This is a genomic window from Arthrobacter sp. PvP103, from assembly GCF_017833075.1.
Lineage (GTDB): Bacteria > Actinomycetota > Actinomycetes > Actinomycetales > Micrococcaceae > Arthrobacter.
In genome coordinates, this window is sequence record NZ_JAFIBQ010000001.1 from 3,775,959 (window position 1) to 3,792,254 (window position 16,296).

A 16,296-nucleotide genomic window follows, 5' to 3' on the forward strand; every position below is an offset into this window, starting at 1 on the left:
GTTCCCACTGCGGCCCGGGTCTGTCCACGGACTGCGGGGCGGCCGGCGCCGGCGAGGAACCGCTAGACCCGAATCCGGTATCCGCGCTTGACCACGGTTTCCACCATCCGGCCGTCCGGCAGCGAGGAGCGGAGCCGGCTGACAGTCATGTCCAGCGCATGCACGGAGCCGCGCAGTTCGAGCAGTTCGGAGAGCGCTTCCCGGGACAGGACGGCGCCTTCTGCGCCCAGCAGCGCCCGCAGCAGCAGGAGGGGTGCCGGTGCCATTTCGACCGGTTCCCCGTCGATCCGAAGTGACCGTCCGCGGAGCTCCACGTTGCCGGACCGGGTGTCCAGGCGGCGGACGTGGTTCAGGGCAAGGTGTTCGCAGACCAGCCGGATCAGGGCGCCCATCCGGAAGCGTTCCGGTATGAGCGGTGACAGCCCGGCATCGATCAGCGGCTGCGCCGTGATGGGACCGACGACGGCGGTGGTGACGGTGGTCTTCAGGGCGTCGACGAGCTGCTTGTAGAGGCCCATCTCGTGGGCGGTGCTCCACATGGCGTCGACGGCGGGCGCGCTGGTGAACGTCAGGACGTCCAGGTTGCCGCTGCAGGCTGCCTCGATCAGCCGCGGCAGTTTGTCCTCGCCGTCGGGTTTGACCCAGCGGTACGGGGTGACGGTCAGGACGGTGGCGCCGGACATCTTGAGCCGCTCCAGCTGGCGGACGTCCGTGTAGCCGTGCAGCTGCACCGCCACGGTCTTGCCGCGGACGCCTTCCTTCAGCAGCATGTCCACCAGGGTGGCCGTGGTTTCGTCGCTGCTGATTCCGACGTCGGCGAGTCCGGCGGCGCGGACGGCGCCGCGTGCCTTAGGACCGCGGACAAACATGCGGCAGGCCGCGAGGGTCTCCAGCAGTTCGTCGCCGATGCCGGACGCGTCAGCCGCCTCGCACCAGCGGCGCATGCCGTAGGCAGTTGTGGCGATGCACAGATCGGGCTTGGCGGCAATGATGGCCTTGGTGTCCTCGATGAGCCGCATGTCCTCCTGCACCGGTGCGATCTTGAGCGCGGGTGCGTGCAGTACCTCCGCCCCGCGCCGCTCCAGGGCCTCGATCAGGTCCTGGGAACGCCGGTGCGACGTCACGCCGATCCGGAACCCCTCCAGGGGCGAATCGGGGGCGTCGGCAGCGGGGGAGTCCTGCGGGCCGGAGGCGGAAGCGGGGGCAATTGAGTTCATGGCGCTCATGGTTTTTCTTTCACGGTTCCATCAGTGACGCTGCGAGGCGGTCGAGGTCAGCCGCCGCCTCGGCGTGCCCGCGGTTGGCCTCAGCCACCCGCACCACCTCGCCGATGACCAGCACTGCCGGGTTTGTGCAGTCGGCGGCCGCAGTGACAATCGTACCCAGCTGGGCGATGGTGGTGCGCTGTCCGGGGCGGTAGCCGCGTTCGACGACGGCCATCGGCATGTCAGCCGGCATGCCCGCCCGGCGCAGGCCGGCAGCCAGCTGGTGCAGCGTTCCGATGCCCATGAGGACCACGATGGTCCCGCCCAGCCCGGCGAGGTGGGTGAGCTCCTTCTCGGTCAGCGGGGCGTGGCCGGACACCACAGTGAACATGTGGCTGACTTCGCGGTGGGTAACCGGGATCCCTGCCGCCGCGGGGACGGAGATGGCGCTGGTGACTCCGGAAACGACCTTGACCGGCACGCCGGCAGCCACGCAGGCGGCAACTTCCTCGCCGCCGCGGCCGAACACGTACGGGTCCCCGCCCTTGAGGCGGACCACGTTGTTGCCGGCCAGGGCGCTCTGCACCATGAGCTTCTCGATATCGCCCTGGCTGACTTTGTGGTGGCCGGGCTGCTTGCCCACATCCACCAGCTCGGCCGTGGTCAGGGACGGCAGTTCCTGGTAGGGGGCCAGACGGTCGTAGAACACGACGTCGGCATCGCGCAGCGCCTTGACGGCGGCAACGGTCAGCAATTCGCCGACGCCGGGGCCGCCGCCCACCAGGGTGACGTGGCCCACCGCTCCGGCAGCCGGTTCAACCGACACCGGGATGCCGGTGAGGCGGCACCGCTCCAGCAGCGCGTCCCAGCCGTGCTGGCCGTCGTCGACGGCGGCCACGAGGAACGGGCGCTCGGGCAGCGGCCCGTCGTGGCTTGCGCCCTGCGGGGTGCTGAGCCTCGAGACGACTGCACCGGCGGCCTGGTAGCGGCGGACCGCTTGCCGTGCGGCGTGGTCGGATCCGGTGACCAGGACTTCGCGGCCGGTGAGATCAATGCTGAGCTGCATGCCTATACCTCGTTCTTGTCGAGTTCCGGGGTGGAGGGACGCATCGGGATGGTGGCCCCGATGAGGACCTTGCCTTTTTCCTCAGCGGTGGCCGGGCGCATCTGGCCGCGCTCGTCGGAGACGAACGTGATGGAGTCGTCTTTCTGGTCGGGGGCGTTGACGAAGGAACGGAACCGGCGCAGGCGCTCGGGATCCTTCAGTGTGTCGGCCCATTCGTCGACATAGGTGTCGACGTGCTTGGCCATGGCGGCTTCGAGTTCCTCGGCGATGCCCAGGGTGTCCTTGACCACCACGTCCTCAACGTGCTTGATGCCGCCGGCGAGCTCTTCCTGCCAGCGGGCGGTGCGCTGCAGGCGGTCGGCGGTGCGGATGTAGTACATGAAGTAGCGGTCGATGTACTTGATCAGGGTCTCGTCGTCGAGGTCCTTGGCCAGCAGCTGGGCGTGGGCGGGGGTGGCACCGCCGTTGCCGCCGACGTACAGGTTCCAGCCGTCGGCCGTGGCGATCACGCCGACGTCCTTGCCGCGGGCTTCGGCGCATTCCCGGGCACAGCCGGAGACACCCATCTTGAGCTTGTGCGGGCTGCGGAGGCCGCGGTAGCGCAGTTCCAGCTGGATGGCCATGGCCACCGAGTCCTGGACGCCGAAGCGGCACCAGGTGGAACCGACGCAGGACTTCACGGTCCGCAGGCTCTTGCCATAGGCCTGGCCGGATTCGAAACCGGCGTCCACCAGTTCCTTCCAGATCTCCGGGAGCTGCTCCAGCCGGGCACCGAACATGTCGATCCGCTGTCCGCCGGTGATCTTGGTGTAGAGGTTGTACTTCTCCGCCACGGCTGCGATCACGCCGAGTTTCTTCGGGGTGATCTCGCCGCCGGCGATGCGCGGGACCACCGAGTAGGTGCCGTCCTTCTGCATGTTGGCGAGGGCGCGGTCGTTGGTGTCCTGCAGGGTGCCGCGGCCGGCGTCCAGGACGTAGGCGCTGTTCTGGCTGGCCAGGATGTTGGCGATGGTCGGCTTGCAGATGTCGCAGCCGGTGCCGGTGCCGTACTTGGCCATGATCTCTTCGAAGGAGGTCAGTTCCAGGACCCGGATGGTCTCGAACAGTTCCTGGCGGGAGAGCTCGATGTGCTCGCACAGCGCCTTGGAGACCTCGACGCCGGACTTGGTCAGCTCGGTCTCGAGCAGCTTCTTGAGCATCGGCACGCAGGAACCGCAGCTGGTTCCGGCCCGGGTGCAGCCCTTCAGCTCGCCGAGTTCCTGCACGGGAGCGTTGCCGTCGCAGGCGCCGCAGCCGTTGACGGCGTCGCGGATGGTTCCCGCCGACACATTGTTGCAGGAACAGAGAATGGCGTCGTCCGGCAGTTCGGTCTCCGGAGCGTCCCCGCCGCCTGCAGCGGTGAGGTAGGCGCCGGGCTCGGCGGCGAGTTCGCGGCCCAGCATGGGGCGGAGGCTTGTGTACGGGGTGGCGTCGCCCACGAAGATGCCGCCCAGGAGGGTCTTGGCATCGTCGGTGGTGACAATCTTCTGGTAGACGCCGCGGGCCGGGTCCGCGTAGACGATCTCCAGTGAGTGTTCGGTGCGGGCAAAGGCATCGCCGAAGCTGGCAACATCCACGCCGGAGAGCTTGAGCTTGGTGGCGGTGTCGAATCCCGGGAAGGTGGCGTCGCCGCCGTGCAGGCGGTCGGCCACAATTTCAGCCATGGTGTTGGCGGGCGCCACGAGGCCAAGGCACATGCCGCCGAAGTTCGCCACTTCGCCGATCGCCCAGATCCCGGGGATCTGGGTTTCACAGCCATCGGTGATCACGACGCCGCCGCGCGGGCCGAGATCGAACAGCTGTTCCTCTCCTTCGGCGGCGCGGAAGAGTTCGTCGCGCGGCTTCACGCCGATGGCAACAATGACGAGGTCGGCGGGGATGATGCGGCCGTCCGCCATCAGCACGCCGGTGACCTGGCCGTCTTCGGAGAGCACCTCGGAGGGGAACACGCCGCCGTGGACGGTGAAGCCCTTGGCTTCGATCAGGCGGCCGAGCGCCTGGCCGGCGCCTTCATCCAGCTGGGTGTTCATGAGCCAGGGGGCGCCGTTGATCACTACGGGAGTCGCGCCGAGCTGTTCGGTGCCTGCGGCTGATTCGAGGCCCAGGAGCCCGCCGCCGATGGTGACGGCGGTGATCTTGCGGCCGAGCTTTGCGGTGAGATCGGCGATTGCCTTGTTGATCGCCCACACGTCTTCGAGTGTGCGGTAGACGTGCACGTGCTCGGCACCGGGGATCGGCAGGCGGGCGGCGTCTGAGCCGGTGGCCACCACGAGCTCGTCGAATTCATAGGTGTTGCCCGCTGCCGTCTCCACGGACTTGGCAGCGTGGTTGATCCTGATGACGCGTTCGCCGGTTTTCAGGGCCAGGGCGTCGTGGTCCCACATGGAGGCGCTGCCAAGGGTGAGGTCCACGTCGCTGTCCGTGAGCGCCTTGCTGAGGGCTACGCGGTCATAGGGAAGGTGGGCTTCCTCGGTGAGCACGGTAACCTGCCAGCCTTCAAGGCCACGGGCGTGCATTGCGTCCGCAAAGCGGTGGGCCGCGGGGCCGCCGCCGGCGACCACGATGCGGCGTGGTGTCTGGGTGCTTGAAGTCTGTCCGGTCACTGTGGGCCTTTCGCATGGGCCGCAGACGGTGCTCTGCAGCTTGTCGTTCCAGACTAGGTACGCGCAGTTTCGCTTCAGTTTCCCTTATGTTTCGTGAACTTAACTTCTGCATCACGAACGGATTTCCGGACAGGTGAGTCGCCTTTTACGTGCCGGACACATTGACTGCACGCCGCCGAAACACCGCAGCCCTAGCTTTGAGATGTGGCCGCGTCGGCGGTCCGGGCCCGGCAGCCGTTCCACAGAGCGCCGGGCGGCAGGCTATGCGAGAGGGGCCGGAAATGACCGCAATACTTGAACTTGAAGACCAGGGCACCGGATTTGCGACGGGCTGGAACCGCGTCTGTGCCGTGGAGGAGCTGGAGCTGGCCTGGGGCGAGGCCGCACTGATTGCCGGCCGCCAGGTGGCATTGTTCCGCACCGCGCCCGCCGAAGTTTTCGCGGTGGCACAAGAAGACCCCGCCACGGGCGCCCACGTGATGGCCCGCGGCATTGTGGGCTCCCGCGGGACACGCCAGACCATTGCGTCCCCGCTGCACAAAGAGGTCTACGACCTCGAAACCGGTGAGTGCTTCGGCACCGCCGGGCTCCGCCTCCCCACGTTCCGCACGCGTGTGGTGGATGGCTTCGTCGAGGTTGAACTGTAGCTAAAGCCCCAGGGCCTCCCGCACATCTACCAGGACGCCGTCGAGCGCTGCCCGTGCCGCCTGCCGTGCCTCGGGAAGCTCGGCGGCCGAGCCCACGCTCCGGATGACCTCGAGATAGCATTTGAGCTTCGGTTCCGTGCCGCTGGGACGGATGATCACCCGGCTGAGGTCTTTCGTGAGGTACAGCAGGCCGTCCGTCGGGGGCAAAGCATCGCTGCCTTCGGCCAGGTCCTTGAACGTTTCGACGGCGGACCCGCCGAAGGATTCCGGCGGCCCCACCCGGAGCCGGTTCATCATGGCGTCCAGCAGGCCCAGGTCCGCCACACGGATGCTGAGCTGGTCGCTGGCGTGCAGCCCGTGCACCAGGTACAGCTCGTCGAGGGTATCGAAAATGCTTTTACCGTCCGCCTTGGCAGTCGCCGCGAGTTCCGCGATGAGCACGGCAGCGGAAATCCCGTCCTTGTCCCGGACCAGGTCCGGCGCCACGCAGTATCCCAGCGCTTCCTCGTAGCCGTAGAGCAGGCCCGGGACGCGCGAAATCCACTTGAACCCGGTCAGGGTTTCCGCGTGGGCGTACCCGGCCGCCGTGGCGATCCGTGCCAGCAGGCGCGAGGACACGATCGAATTCGCGAAGACTCCGTGTGCCTGGCCTTCGCCGCCGGCAGCGAGCCGGGCCACAATGTGTGCCCCCAGCAATGCGCCAACTTCGTCACCGCGCAGCATGCGCCAGGCGCCGGTGTCCGGGTCCTTGGCGGCAACGGCGGCACGGTCAGCGTCGGGGTCGTTGGCCAGCACGATGTCCGCGTCCACGCGGGCCGCCGTTTCCAGCGCAAGATCCAGGGCGCCGGGCTCCTCCGGATTGGGGAAGTTGACCGTGGGGAAGTCCGGGTCGGGCCGCGCCTGTTCGGACACCACGGTGACGTCGTCGAATCCTGCCGCCTTCAGCACGGCGACGGCAGTGTCGCCGCCTACCCCGTGCATGGGGGTCAGGACGATCTTCAGGTCACGGGCCGGGAACTGCGCGGGCAGCGCCAGGGCGGCCACCGCCGCCTCGTAGCCGGCAGCGATTGAGGGCTCCAGGACGGTCCAGCCCGCAGGGGCCAGCGTGATGGAATCCAGCGTGCCCACGCGGTCGATTTCCGCGGCTATCCGGGCGTCGTAGGGCGCCACGATCTGCGCCCCGCGTCCGCTTTCCTCCACGGCGTGCCTGCCGAGGTACACCTTGTAACCGTTGTCCTGCGGGGGGTTGTGGCTGGCAGTCACCATTACTCCGCCGTCGCAGTCCAGGGCCCGGACGGCGTAGGCAAGCAGCGGCGTCGGGAGTGCCTGCGGCATTAGGAAGGTGTCGATACCCGCGGCCGTGAAGACCGCAGCGGTCTCCTCGGCGAAAATGTCGGAGTTGTAGCGGGCGTCGTAGCCGACGACGGCGCGTGGCCGGGTGCCCGGCGAAGCCGCCTCGACGGCACCGGTCAGGAACGCCGCGAACCCGGCCGCCGCGCGCCGGACAACCACACGGTTCATCCGGTTCGGCCCGGGACCCAGCGCGGCGCGGAGGCCTGCGGTGCCGAACTGCAGCGTGCCGCTGAAGCTGTCCTCGAGTTCCTGGCGGGCGGACGGAACACCGTCCCCGGAGCGTTGGACGAGTTCTGTCAAAGCGGCGGCAGTGGCTGGATCCGGGTCCTGGGCGGCCCAGTCCCGGGCGTCGCTCAGCAGCTGCGGAAGGTCGGCATCGGAAGACGTCATAGGAACAAAGCTATCGCCTAACGTCCGCGATTGGCTGTCCGACAAGCGCAGGGGGAACCTTGACAGTAAATTTTCCGGACACGTAATGTCTGAAAAATGAAGATGGGGCAGGGAGTTGAGTGGGCGCTGCACTGCTGCATCAACATGTCCTGGGCTCCCTCGGGGGAGGCTGTGAACAGTGCCCGGTTGGCCGAGTTGTATCAGTTGCCCGCCGCTTACCTGAACAAGCAGCTACAGGCGCTGGTCCGTGCGGGCATCCTGTATTCCGTCTCCGGACCCCGCGGCGGCTTCCAGCTGGCGCGGGGCGCGGAAACGATCACCGTGCTGGACGTTGTCCTGGCCATTGAGGGTCCGGACCCCGCATTTCGGTGCGAATCCATTCTCGCGAACGCGCCCGGGGCGGATCCCGGTGAAGACTATCTACGCAGTTGCCTGGTGTCCCAGACCATGCGGCAGGCCGAACTGGCTTGGCGGCAGACGCTCTCCCGGCAGACCATTGCGGGTATTGCCGCATCAGTCGAGCGGAAGTTTCCCGGCTCCCGAAAGGACGTCCTCCGCCGGCTGATGCCCGCCAGGAGCTAGTTCTTCAGGAACCAGTGCCCGGCGGGCGCCGCCATGCAGTGCCGCCTCAGAGCTTGGCGATGATTTCCGCGAGCAGCTTGGAGATGCGCGGAGCGGCGGCCTGCCCGGCTTCCAGCACTTCCTCATGGCTCAACGGCACCGGGCTGATGCCGGCGGCAAGGTTGGTCACCAGCGAGATGCCGAAAACCTCCATGCCGGCATGGCGGGCGGCGATGGCTTCAAGTGCTGTGGACATGCCCACCAGGTCGGCCCCGATCCGCTTGGCGTACTGCACTTCAGCCGGCGTTTCGTAGTGCGGGCCGGTGAACTGCGCGTACACACCTTCGTCGAGGGACGGATCAACTTCGCGGGCCAGTCGGCGGATCCGTGCCGAGTAGAGATCTGTCAGGTCAACGAACGTTGCACCTTCCAGCGGGGACGTGGCGGTGAGGTTTATGTGATCTTTGATGAGCACCGGAGTGCCGGGAGCCCAGTCCTCGTTGAGGCCGCCGCAGCCGTTGGTGACCACCAGAACCTTGCAGCCGGCCGCCGCAGCGGTCCGGACACCGTGCACTACGGCGCGGACGCCCTTACCTTCGTAGTAGTGCGTCCGGGCGCCCAGCACCAGTGCCCGCTTGCCTTCCCTGGTCAGGACGGAACGGATGGTGCCTACGTGGCCCTCCACGGCCGGTGCGGAGAAACCGGGGACCTCGTCCGCGGATAGCGTCGCGGTGGTCTCGCCGATCAGGTCCGCGGCGTCGCCCCAGCCCGAACCGAGCACCAGGGCGACGTCATGGCTGTCCACGCCGGTCTCCTCGGCGATGTAGTCGGCGGCGGCGCGCGCGGCGTCAAAAGGGTCCGTGTTCAGGAATTCTGTATTACTCACTGGTACAAGTTATCGTGCCCGCGGTGCCGTGCCCAGCAGTGGCGCAGGTCCCTTTTATTGGTGTGCGGCGGCCGATGGGTAGAGAATGGATCTTTGTGACTACGCATCCGGATTTCAGCTCACCCCGCATCGCAATACTCGGCGGAGGGCCCGGCGGCTATGAAGCCGCCATGGTGGCCGCCTCACTGGGGGCGCAAGTCACCATCATTGAGCGGGCGGGCCTGGGCGGCTCGGCGGTGCTCACCGACGTCGTACCGTCCAAAACCCTGATCGCGACGGCGGACCTGATGACCCGCGTCGGCGAGGCGGGGGAGCTGGGCGTGAAGTTCGACGTCGATGGCGGCGATTTCGCCCCCGTGATGCGCGCGGACCTGAAGCACATCAACGACCGCCTGCTCGGCCTGGCGCGGAAGCAGTCCGAGGACATCCGTGCCGGCCTGGAACACCAGGGCGTGCGGATCCTGATCGGCTCCGGCAAGCTGCTGGACAGCCACACCATCGAGGTCCTCACCGTGGACGGCACGGAAACGGTGGAAGCTGACACCATCCTGCTTGCGGTGGGCGCCCACCCGCGTGAACTTCCCACCGCGCGGCCCGACGGCGACCGGATCCTGAACTGGGCGCAGATCTACAACATGGACGAACTCCCCGAAGAACTCATCGTGGTGGGTTCCGGTGTGACCGGCGCGGAATTCGCCTCCGCCTACAACGGCCTGGGCTCCAAGGTCACCCTGATTTCCAGCCGCGACCGCGTGCTGCCGGGCTCTGACGCCGACGCCGCCGAGGTCCTGGAAGGCGTCTTTGAACGCCGCGGCGTGAAGGTGCTCTCCCGCTCCCGCGCCGAAACGGTGGAACGGACGGACGACGGCGTGGTGGTCACCCTGGGCGACGGCTCCAAGGTCACCGGCAGCCACTGCCTGGTCTGCGTGGGGTCCATCCCCAACACGGCCGGCATCGGCCTTGAGGAAGCCGGCGTGGCAATCACTGAGAGCGGCCACATCAAGGTGGACGGCGTCTCGCGCACGACGGCTCCGAACATCTACGCCGCCGGCGACTGCACCGGCGTCCTTGCGCTGGCCTCCGTCGCTGCCATGCAGGGCCGCATCGCCGTGGCCCACTTCATGGGCGACAGCGTTACCCCGCTGAAGCTGCACCAGGTGGCCTCGAATATCTTCACCTCGCCCGAGATCGCCAACGTCGGCGTGTCCGAGGCGGAGATCGACTCCGGCAAGTACCAGGGCGACGTGGTGAAGCTGTCGCTGCGCAGCAACGCCCGGGCCAAGATGCGCAACCACCGGGACGGCTTCGTCAAGATCTTCGCCCGCAAGGGCTCCGGCACTGTGATCGGCGGTGTGGTGGTGGGCCCGAACGCGTCCGAGCTGATCTTCGCGATCTCCATCGCGGTCACGCAGAAACTGCACGTCGACGACGTCGCCAGCACCTTCACGGTGTACCCGTCACTCAGCGGTTCCATCTCGGAAGCGGCACGGCGCCTGCACGTTCATATGTAACGTCAGGCAGCCGCGGCCCGGATGTGTTCCGGGGACACCGCGGCGCGGGTCATCCGGGCTGCCACCAGATACAGCAGCCCGGTGATCAACGGGATCACGCTAACCGCGGAGAGGGACACCACTCCGGCGAGGTTCCCCAGGGCTGAGAACGCAATCGGGCCCAGGCCGAGGGCCAGCAACAGCCAGCCCGCCGCAGCCGTTCGTTTCAGGCCCAGGACGGCTGCCGGGAACGCGAGGACCAGCACGGCCACGGCGCGGACCGGGCCGTTGGCGTTCTCGAACTCGCGCCACGAGACGGAATCCAGGGCGAACCATATCCCCGCCACCACCAGCAACGCGGTCAGCAGGGCCAACACCGGCGTGGCCCACGTGGGACGAAGCCAGGCAAGCACGGCCAGGACGGCCAAGGCAACGGCCCACGACAGGACCAGCATGATGCCCTCGGGGCCGCCGGGATCAGCCAGGGCATAGCCGCTGACGAACAGTCCGGCGAGTACCGTAAAGGCTGCCATGATGGCGGCTGCCGTCCACACCAGGGCACGGGCCCGGACTGACCGGTCCGGCTGCCGCAGGGAGACGATGCCCATCACTGTGGCAGCAACGATGAGCGCGGCAGCGGCCAGGAAGATCGTGACGCTGAACATGGCAAACCCTCCGTCGGAAGCACGGACCGTAGCTTCCATGACACCCCTGTCCCACGGGCCGGGCAAGGGGCCAAGGTCCCGTGGAAGATTGCAGCGGGTAGCCTGGCTTGCCAGCAAGGCCGGCGTCCCCCGCGTCACATCACGTCAGGCGGCTGGTGCCGCCTGGAAGTGTTTTTCGATGATGTCCTTGATGTCGGAGTGGCAGCCGCCGCAGCCGGTGCCGGCGCGGGTGGCGCCGGAAACCTCTGCCACGGTGGAGCAGCCGTCAACAACAGCGTCCTGGATCTTGGTGCCGCTGACCCCTGCGCACCGGCAGACGGTGCGGGCGGGGTCGCTGTTGCCCGGGGCGGCCAGCTGGTCCGGTCCGTCAAGGCGCAGCAGGAGCGACCTGTCGGCGGGGAGCTCGTCGCCGCGCTCGAACAGGGACACCAGCTCCGCCGCGGTGCGTGGCATGCCCACGGCCACGAGGCCCTCCAGGACTCCGCCGCGAGTGGTCATCTTGACGTAGCGGCCGTGTTCCGGATCCGCCCACTGCGCGATCTGCAGACGCGGGCGGCCGTTCACGGCACCGGCCGTCAAGACCTCGTCGTCCCACGGATCGGCGGCATTGTCGCCGGCCACGGCCATGTTCAGGCCCCGGGCCTTGAGGACGATGACGCCCGGCTTTTCCATCGGGAGTTCCGGCAGGGCGTTGGCAACCTCCGCCGATGCGGCGTCGCTTCCGCGTTCAACAGAGGCCTCGCCGGATCCCGCAGCGGATCCCTCGGCGAGGAGCGTCAAGTACTCGGCGAGCCACTCCGCCTGCCGCCAGCCCGGACCCACCAGGCCGGAGGGGCCGGACGCGGTGCGGCACTCACTGCAGGAAGGATCCGGGCATCGGACTTCGGCGCAGTCGCCGATCGCGAAAATGTGGGGCTCATGGTGTGCCCGCAGTTTGTGGTCCACCAGGATGCCCGTGGCCGTGGACAGCCCGCAGCCTTCGGCCAGTTCCACGCGCGGCCGGACGCCGCAGGACAGCACCAGCAGGTCGCCGTCGATCGCTGAACCGTCATCCAGCAGCAGGGCGGAGAAGCCGCCATCGGAAGCGGTGTGTTCGATCCCGGTGGAGCGCGCATTGCCGGCCATCCGGACGCCGCAGTTGCGCAGGCTGGCGGCCAGCACCGCTCCGCCGCCGCGGTCGATGTTCCGGCCCAGCGGGTGCGGTCCGTTGTGGACCACGGTCACGGTGGCGCCTTCCTCGGCGGCGGCCAGGGCCGTCTCGAGTCCCAGGACGCCGCCGCCCAGGACCACCACGCGCTTGCCGCCGGATACAGCCTGGCGGAGCACCTCGGCGTCGCGCAGGTCGCGCAGCGCGGTCACGCCGGCGGGCAGAACCGGGTGGGCCGGGTCCGGGTTGAGACCGGTCAGGTTGGGGATGACCGGACGCGAACCGGTGGCAAACACCAGCCGGTCATAGCGGGGCGTGGTGCCGTCCGTGAGGATCACCTGCTGGCGGGCGCGGTCCACCCGGCGGACGCGGACGCCGAGCCGGACGTCCACACCGTCGGCGACCAGCGCGGCGGCGTCGGACAGCGCCAGCGCGCCCGCAGTGGTGCGACCGACGCCGAGGTCTGCCACCAGCACGCGGTTGTAGGCGGCGTCCGCTTCCTCGCCGATCACGGTCAGGTGGGCCAGCCCGCTGCGGACGGCGGGCAGCAGCTCATCGACCAGCCGTGCGGCAACCGGACCAAAGCCAACAATTACTATCTGCTCACTCATGAGGCCTCCGATGTCTGAAGAACGCTGTGCTGAAGTCCGTTGGCGGCCACCCGGACCCAGACTTTGTTGAATTTGAACTCGGGCATCCCGGAGATGGGATCGGTGGCGGCCTCCGTCAGGCGGTTGGCGCTCTCGAGCTCCGGGAAGTGGAACGGCAGGAAGACCGTCTCGGGTCGGATGGCGGTGCTGAGTTCCGCCCGGCACAGTACTTCGCCGCGCTCGTTGGCCACCGACACGAACGCGCCGTCGGTAATGCCCATGGACGCCGCGGCTGCGGGGTGGATCTGCAGCTTCGCCTCCGGCTGGGACTCCAGCAGCTCGGACACGCGTCGGGTCTGCGACCCGGACTGGTAATGCTCCAGCAGGCGGCCGGTAATGAGCGTCATGGTCTTGGCGTCCGGGGCTGTGTTGTCCCGGGCGGGGTTTGCTGCCGGAGTACGACGGCGGCGGGGCGCCACCGGCGTCATGACCGCCTTGCCGTCGGCGTGGGCAAAACCGTCGAGGAACAGCCGCGGCGTGCCGGTGCTTCCCGCGGGGTAGGGCCAGTAGGCGGCCTCGCCGCGGTCCAGCATTGCGTAGTCGATGCCCGAGTAGTCAGCGAGCCCGCCGGCGGAGGCCAGGCGCAGTTCCTCGAAGACCGTTTCGGGATCCTCGCTGTAGGTGGACGGGGCATCGAGCGCTTCGGCGAGTCGTGCCATGATCCAGAGTTCGCTGCGGGCTCCGGCGGGCGGCTGCAGGGCACGGCGTCGGCGCAGCACGCGCCCCTCAAGGTTGGTCAGTGTGCCTTCCTCCTCCGCCCATTGAAGGACCGGCAGGATGAGGTCTGCTTCGGCGGCCGTTTCGGAGACGAAGAAATCGCAGACCACCAGGAAGTCCAGGCTGCGAAGGCCCTCGATGACTGCGTTTGCATCGGGGGAGGCCACCGCGATGTTGGAGGCGTGCACGAAGAGGCAACGGACGCCGTCGGGCTGTCCGAGGGACTTCAGGAGCTGGACGGCGGGGAGGCCGGGGCCGGGAATCAGCGATTCCGGCACGCCCCATACCTTGGCCACATGCGCGCGGGCCGCGGGGTCGGTGATCTTCCGGTAGCCGGGGAGCTGATCGGCCTTCTGGCCGTGTTCGCGGCCGCCCTGGCCGTTGCCCTGGCCGGTGAGTGTGCCGTAGCCGCTGCGGGCGGACCCCGGCAGCCCGAGCAGCAGGCTCAGGTTGATGGCGGCGGTAGCGGTGTCCGTACCGTCCACGTGCTGCTCCACGCCGCGGCCCGTCAGGATGTAGCTTCCACCCTGCGCAGCGCCGTGGGCCAGCCTGCGCGCCGTTTCGCGGATGAGGTCGGCGGGCACGCCGGTCAGGGACTGGACCCGTTCGGGCCAGAAGGCGTTGACGCTGCGGACCAGGGCGTCGAAGCCGCTGGTGCGCGCCTTGATGAAGTCGGTGTCGGCCAGGCCTTCGTGGATCACCACGTGGGAGAGACCCAGCAGCAGGGCGAGGTCCGTGCCCGGCAGGGGCTGCAGGTGCAGGCCGCCGCCGTCGGAGGTGAACGCGGCAGTGGCGGAACGGCGGGGGTCCACCACGATCAGCCCGCCGGCGTCGCGTACCCCCTGCAGGTGCTGCACGAAGGGCGGCATGGTCTCGGCCACGTTGGAGCCGAGCATCAGGATGGCGCTGGCGCTGTCCAGGTCCTCGAGCGGAAACGGGAGTCCGCGGTCCACGCCGAACGCCCTCATGCCGGCGGCTGCCGCGGAGGACATGCAGAACCGGCCGTTGTAGTCGATCCGGGATGTGCCAAGGGCGAGGCGGGCGAACTTGCCCAGCATGTAGGCCTTTTCGTTGGTCAGGCCGCCGCCGCCGAAAACGCCGACAGCGTCCGCGCCGTAGCGGGCACGGGTGTCCTTGACGGCTGCGGTGATGAGCTTCAGGGCGTCATCCCAGCTCACGGGACGGTGGACTCCGTCAGAGCCCTTCAGCATGGGCTCGGTGACGCGTCCGGGGTGGCTCAGCAGGGACGCGGACGTCCACCCCTTGCGGCAGAGGCCGCCGCGGTTGGTGGGGAAGTCGCGTCCGGATACCTCCAGGACAGGTTGAGCCGGCACGGGGTCTGACCCCGGCTGGACAGCCGGGGTCAGAGCCGCTGGGGACTTCAGCGTCATGGCGCACTGCAAGGCGCAGTAGGGGCAGTGCGTGTCGGCGCTTGTGGTCATGTTAGACGTGTCCCATCGCATTTCGGTTGGCGTTGCGGATGTAGCAGGCCCAGCAGACCACCAGCATCAGGACGTATGCCGCGACGAAGCCGTAGAAAGCGGGGGTGTACGAGCCGCTGGCCTGGTTGGAGGCGTTCAGCACCTGCGGGATAACGAACCCGCCGTAGGCGCCGATTGCCGAGATCAGGCCCAGCGCCGAGGAAGCCAGGCGCTGGGTTGCCACCGAGCTGGCGCCGTTGCGGGCCGCCCGGCTGTTGGTGGCGAAGATGATGGGGATCATCCGGTAGGTGGCGCCGTTTCCGAAGCCGCTTGCGGTGAAGAGCATCAGGAAGAGCACCAGGAAGAGCCAGAAGTTCTTGAGCGGCAGGGTCCAGATCATGGTCAGGGTGATGACGGCCATGGAGGCGAAGGCGGCAACGGTCATGCGGGCGCCGCCCATCCGGTCAGCCATGCGTCCGCCGTAGGGGCGGGCCAGTGAACCCACCAGCGGGCCGAGGAAGGCGAGGGACAATGCCACCGTGCCCACTCCGATGGAGGAGAAAGCGGGAAAGTAGTCCTTGATCAGCTTGGGGAACACCCCGGCGAAGCCGATGAACGAACCGAAGGTGCCGATGTACAGCAGCGCCATGATCCACAGGTGCGGTTCCTTGAGCGCTGCGATCGAGCCTGCCACGTCACCCTTGGCGCTGGTGAGGTTGTCCATGTACTTCCAGGCACCGAAGGCCGCGAGCAGGATGAGCGGGACCCACATGAGGCCTGCGACCGGAAGGTTGACGGTTCCGGCGGCCAGGAGCGTGATGGCGATCGGGACAGCCAGCTGTGCGACGGCGGCACCCATGTTGCCGCCGGCGGCGTTCAGGCCCAGGGCCCAGCCCTTTTCGCGGGCCGGGTAGAAGAACGTGATGTTGGCCATGGAGCTCGCAAAGTTGCCGCCGCCGAAACCGGCCAGGGCAGCGACCAGGAGCATGACGCCGAACGGTGTCTCCGGGTTGGAAACACACAGCGCCAGCCCAATGGAGGGGACGAGCAGCAGCAGGGCCGAGACGATGGTCCAGTTGCGGCCGCCGAACCTGGGGACCATGAACGTGTAGGGGATGCGGAGGGTGGCACCCACCAGGCTGGGCATGGAGATCAGCCAGAAGATTTCGGAAGTGGAGAAGGTGAAGCCGGCGGCGGGGAGCTGGACCACCACGATGGACCAGAGCTGCCAGACGACAAAGCCGAGGAATTCGGCGAAGATGGACCAGTTCAGGTTGCGCCGGGCGATGGAACGGCCCTGGGACTCCCACTGCTCCTTGTTCTCTGCATCCCAGTTGGCGATCCAGCGGCCGGGGCGGACTTCAAGGGCGGGGGCGTGAACGGTGCGGGTAGTTCCGGGCTGTGCGCCGGCCTCTGCCGTGCGGTCAACAGTCACGGTGTACCTCCTTCGGGGGTT

The 16,296-nt window shown here is 68.1% G+C and carries 12 protein-coding genes; 3 read left to right on the forward strand and 9 right to left on the reverse strand.

All coding sequences use genetic code 11. The annotated features are described in order from the left end of the window. Positions 1–62: 62 nt before the first annotated feature. Genes JOE41_RS17315 through nirB form a run of 3 tightly spaced genes read right to left on the reverse strand, consistent with a single transcriptional unit; the run spans position 63 to position 4,913 of the window. On the reverse strand, positions 63–1,217 hold the full coding sequence (locus tag JOE41_RS17315) for a uroporphyrinogen-III synthase (protein ID WP_209753673.1): 1,155 nt from the start codon (positions 1,215–1,217) through the stop codon (positions 63–65). A gap of 19 nt (positions 1,218–1,236) precedes the next feature. After that, the gene (gene cobA, locus JOE41_RS17320) at positions 1,237–2,271 is read right to left on the reverse strand and encodes a uroporphyrinogen-III C-methyltransferase (RefSeq protein WP_209753079.1); all 1,035 of its coding nucleotides are present in this window, start codon (positions 2,269–2,271) and stop codon (positions 1,237–1,239) included. Positions 2,272–2,273: 2 nt separating this feature from the next. Next, positions 2,274–4,913 carry a nitrite reductase large subunit NirB gene (gene nirB / locus JOE41_RS17325; RefSeq protein WP_209753080.1) on the reverse strand — a complete coding sequence of 880 codons (2,640 nt, stop codon included), beginning with the start codon at positions 4,911–4,913 and terminating at the stop codon, positions 2,274–2,276. Between the two features lie 281 nt (positions 4,914–5,194). Between nirB and nirD the strand changes: the two genes are divergently transcribed. Beyond that, positions 5,195–5,560, forward strand: a complete 366-nt coding sequence (gene nirD / locus JOE41_RS17330; protein WP_209753081.1) for a nitrite reductase small subunit NirD — start codon at positions 5,195–5,197, stop codon at positions 5,558–5,560. On the opposite strand, the gene JOE41_RS17335 is transcribed toward nirD, so the two are convergent. Continuing rightward, positions 5,561–7,303 (reverse strand): phospho-sugar mutase, encoded by a 1,743-nt coding sequence (locus tag JOE41_RS17335; protein WP_209753082.1) that lies wholly within the window; start codon positions 7,301–7,303, stop codon positions 5,561–5,563. Between the two features lie 96 nt (positions 7,304–7,399). Here JOE41_RS17335 and JOE41_RS17340 point away from each other — a divergent pair, with 96 nt between their 5' ends. After that, on the forward strand, positions 7,400–7,885 hold the full coding sequence (locus JOE41_RS17340; RefSeq protein ID WP_209753083.1) for an Rrf2 family transcriptional regulator: 486 nt from the start codon (positions 7,400–7,402) through the stop codon (positions 7,883–7,885). 46 nt (positions 7,886–7,931) lie between these two features. On the opposite strand, the gene JOE41_RS17345 is transcribed toward JOE41_RS17340, so the two are convergent. Then, positions 7,932–8,750 carry a purine-nucleoside phosphorylase gene (locus tag JOE41_RS17345; RefSeq protein ID WP_209753084.1) on the reverse strand — a complete coding sequence of 273 codons (819 nt, stop codon included), beginning with the start codon at positions 8,748–8,750 and terminating at the stop codon, positions 7,932–7,934. A gap of 95 nt (positions 8,751–8,845) precedes the next feature. On the opposite strand from JOE41_RS17345, the gene JOE41_RS17350 reads away from it, so the two are divergent. Next, a complete protein-coding gene (locus JOE41_RS17350; protein ID WP_043429549.1) occupies positions 8,846–10,261 on the forward strand; it encodes an NAD(P)H-quinone dehydrogenase in 1,416 nt (471 codons plus the stop codon). A gap of 2 nt (positions 10,262–10,263) precedes the next feature. Here JOE41_RS17350 and JOE41_RS17355 read toward each other — a convergent pair whose 3' ends face one another. The 4 genes from JOE41_RS17355 to JOE41_RS17370 form a co-directional block, all read right to left on the reverse strand. Further along, positions 10,264–10,905 (reverse strand): hypothetical protein, encoded by a 642-nt coding sequence (locus JOE41_RS17355; RefSeq protein ID WP_043429553.1) that lies wholly within the window; start codon positions 10,903–10,905, stop codon positions 10,264–10,266. 144 nt (positions 10,906–11,049) lie between these two features. Further along, positions 11,050–12,663 (reverse strand): FAD-dependent oxidoreductase, encoded by a 1,614-nt coding sequence (locus tag JOE41_RS17360; protein ID WP_209753085.1) that lies wholly within the window; start codon positions 12,661–12,663, stop codon positions 11,050–11,052. After that, a complete protein-coding gene (locus JOE41_RS17365) occupies positions 12,660–14,861 on the reverse strand; it encodes a molybdopterin oxidoreductase family protein (protein WP_209753086.1) in 2,202 nt (733 codons plus the stop codon). The genes JOE41_RS17360 and JOE41_RS17365 overlap by 4 nt, the downstream gene beginning before the upstream one ends. Before the next feature lies 1 nt (position 14,862). After that, complete coding sequence (locus JOE41_RS17370; protein WP_209753087.1) at positions 14,863–16,275, reverse strand: MFS transporter; 1,413 nt, start codon at positions 16,273–16,275, stop codon at positions 14,863–14,865. Positions 16,276–16,296: the final 21 nt, after the last annotated feature.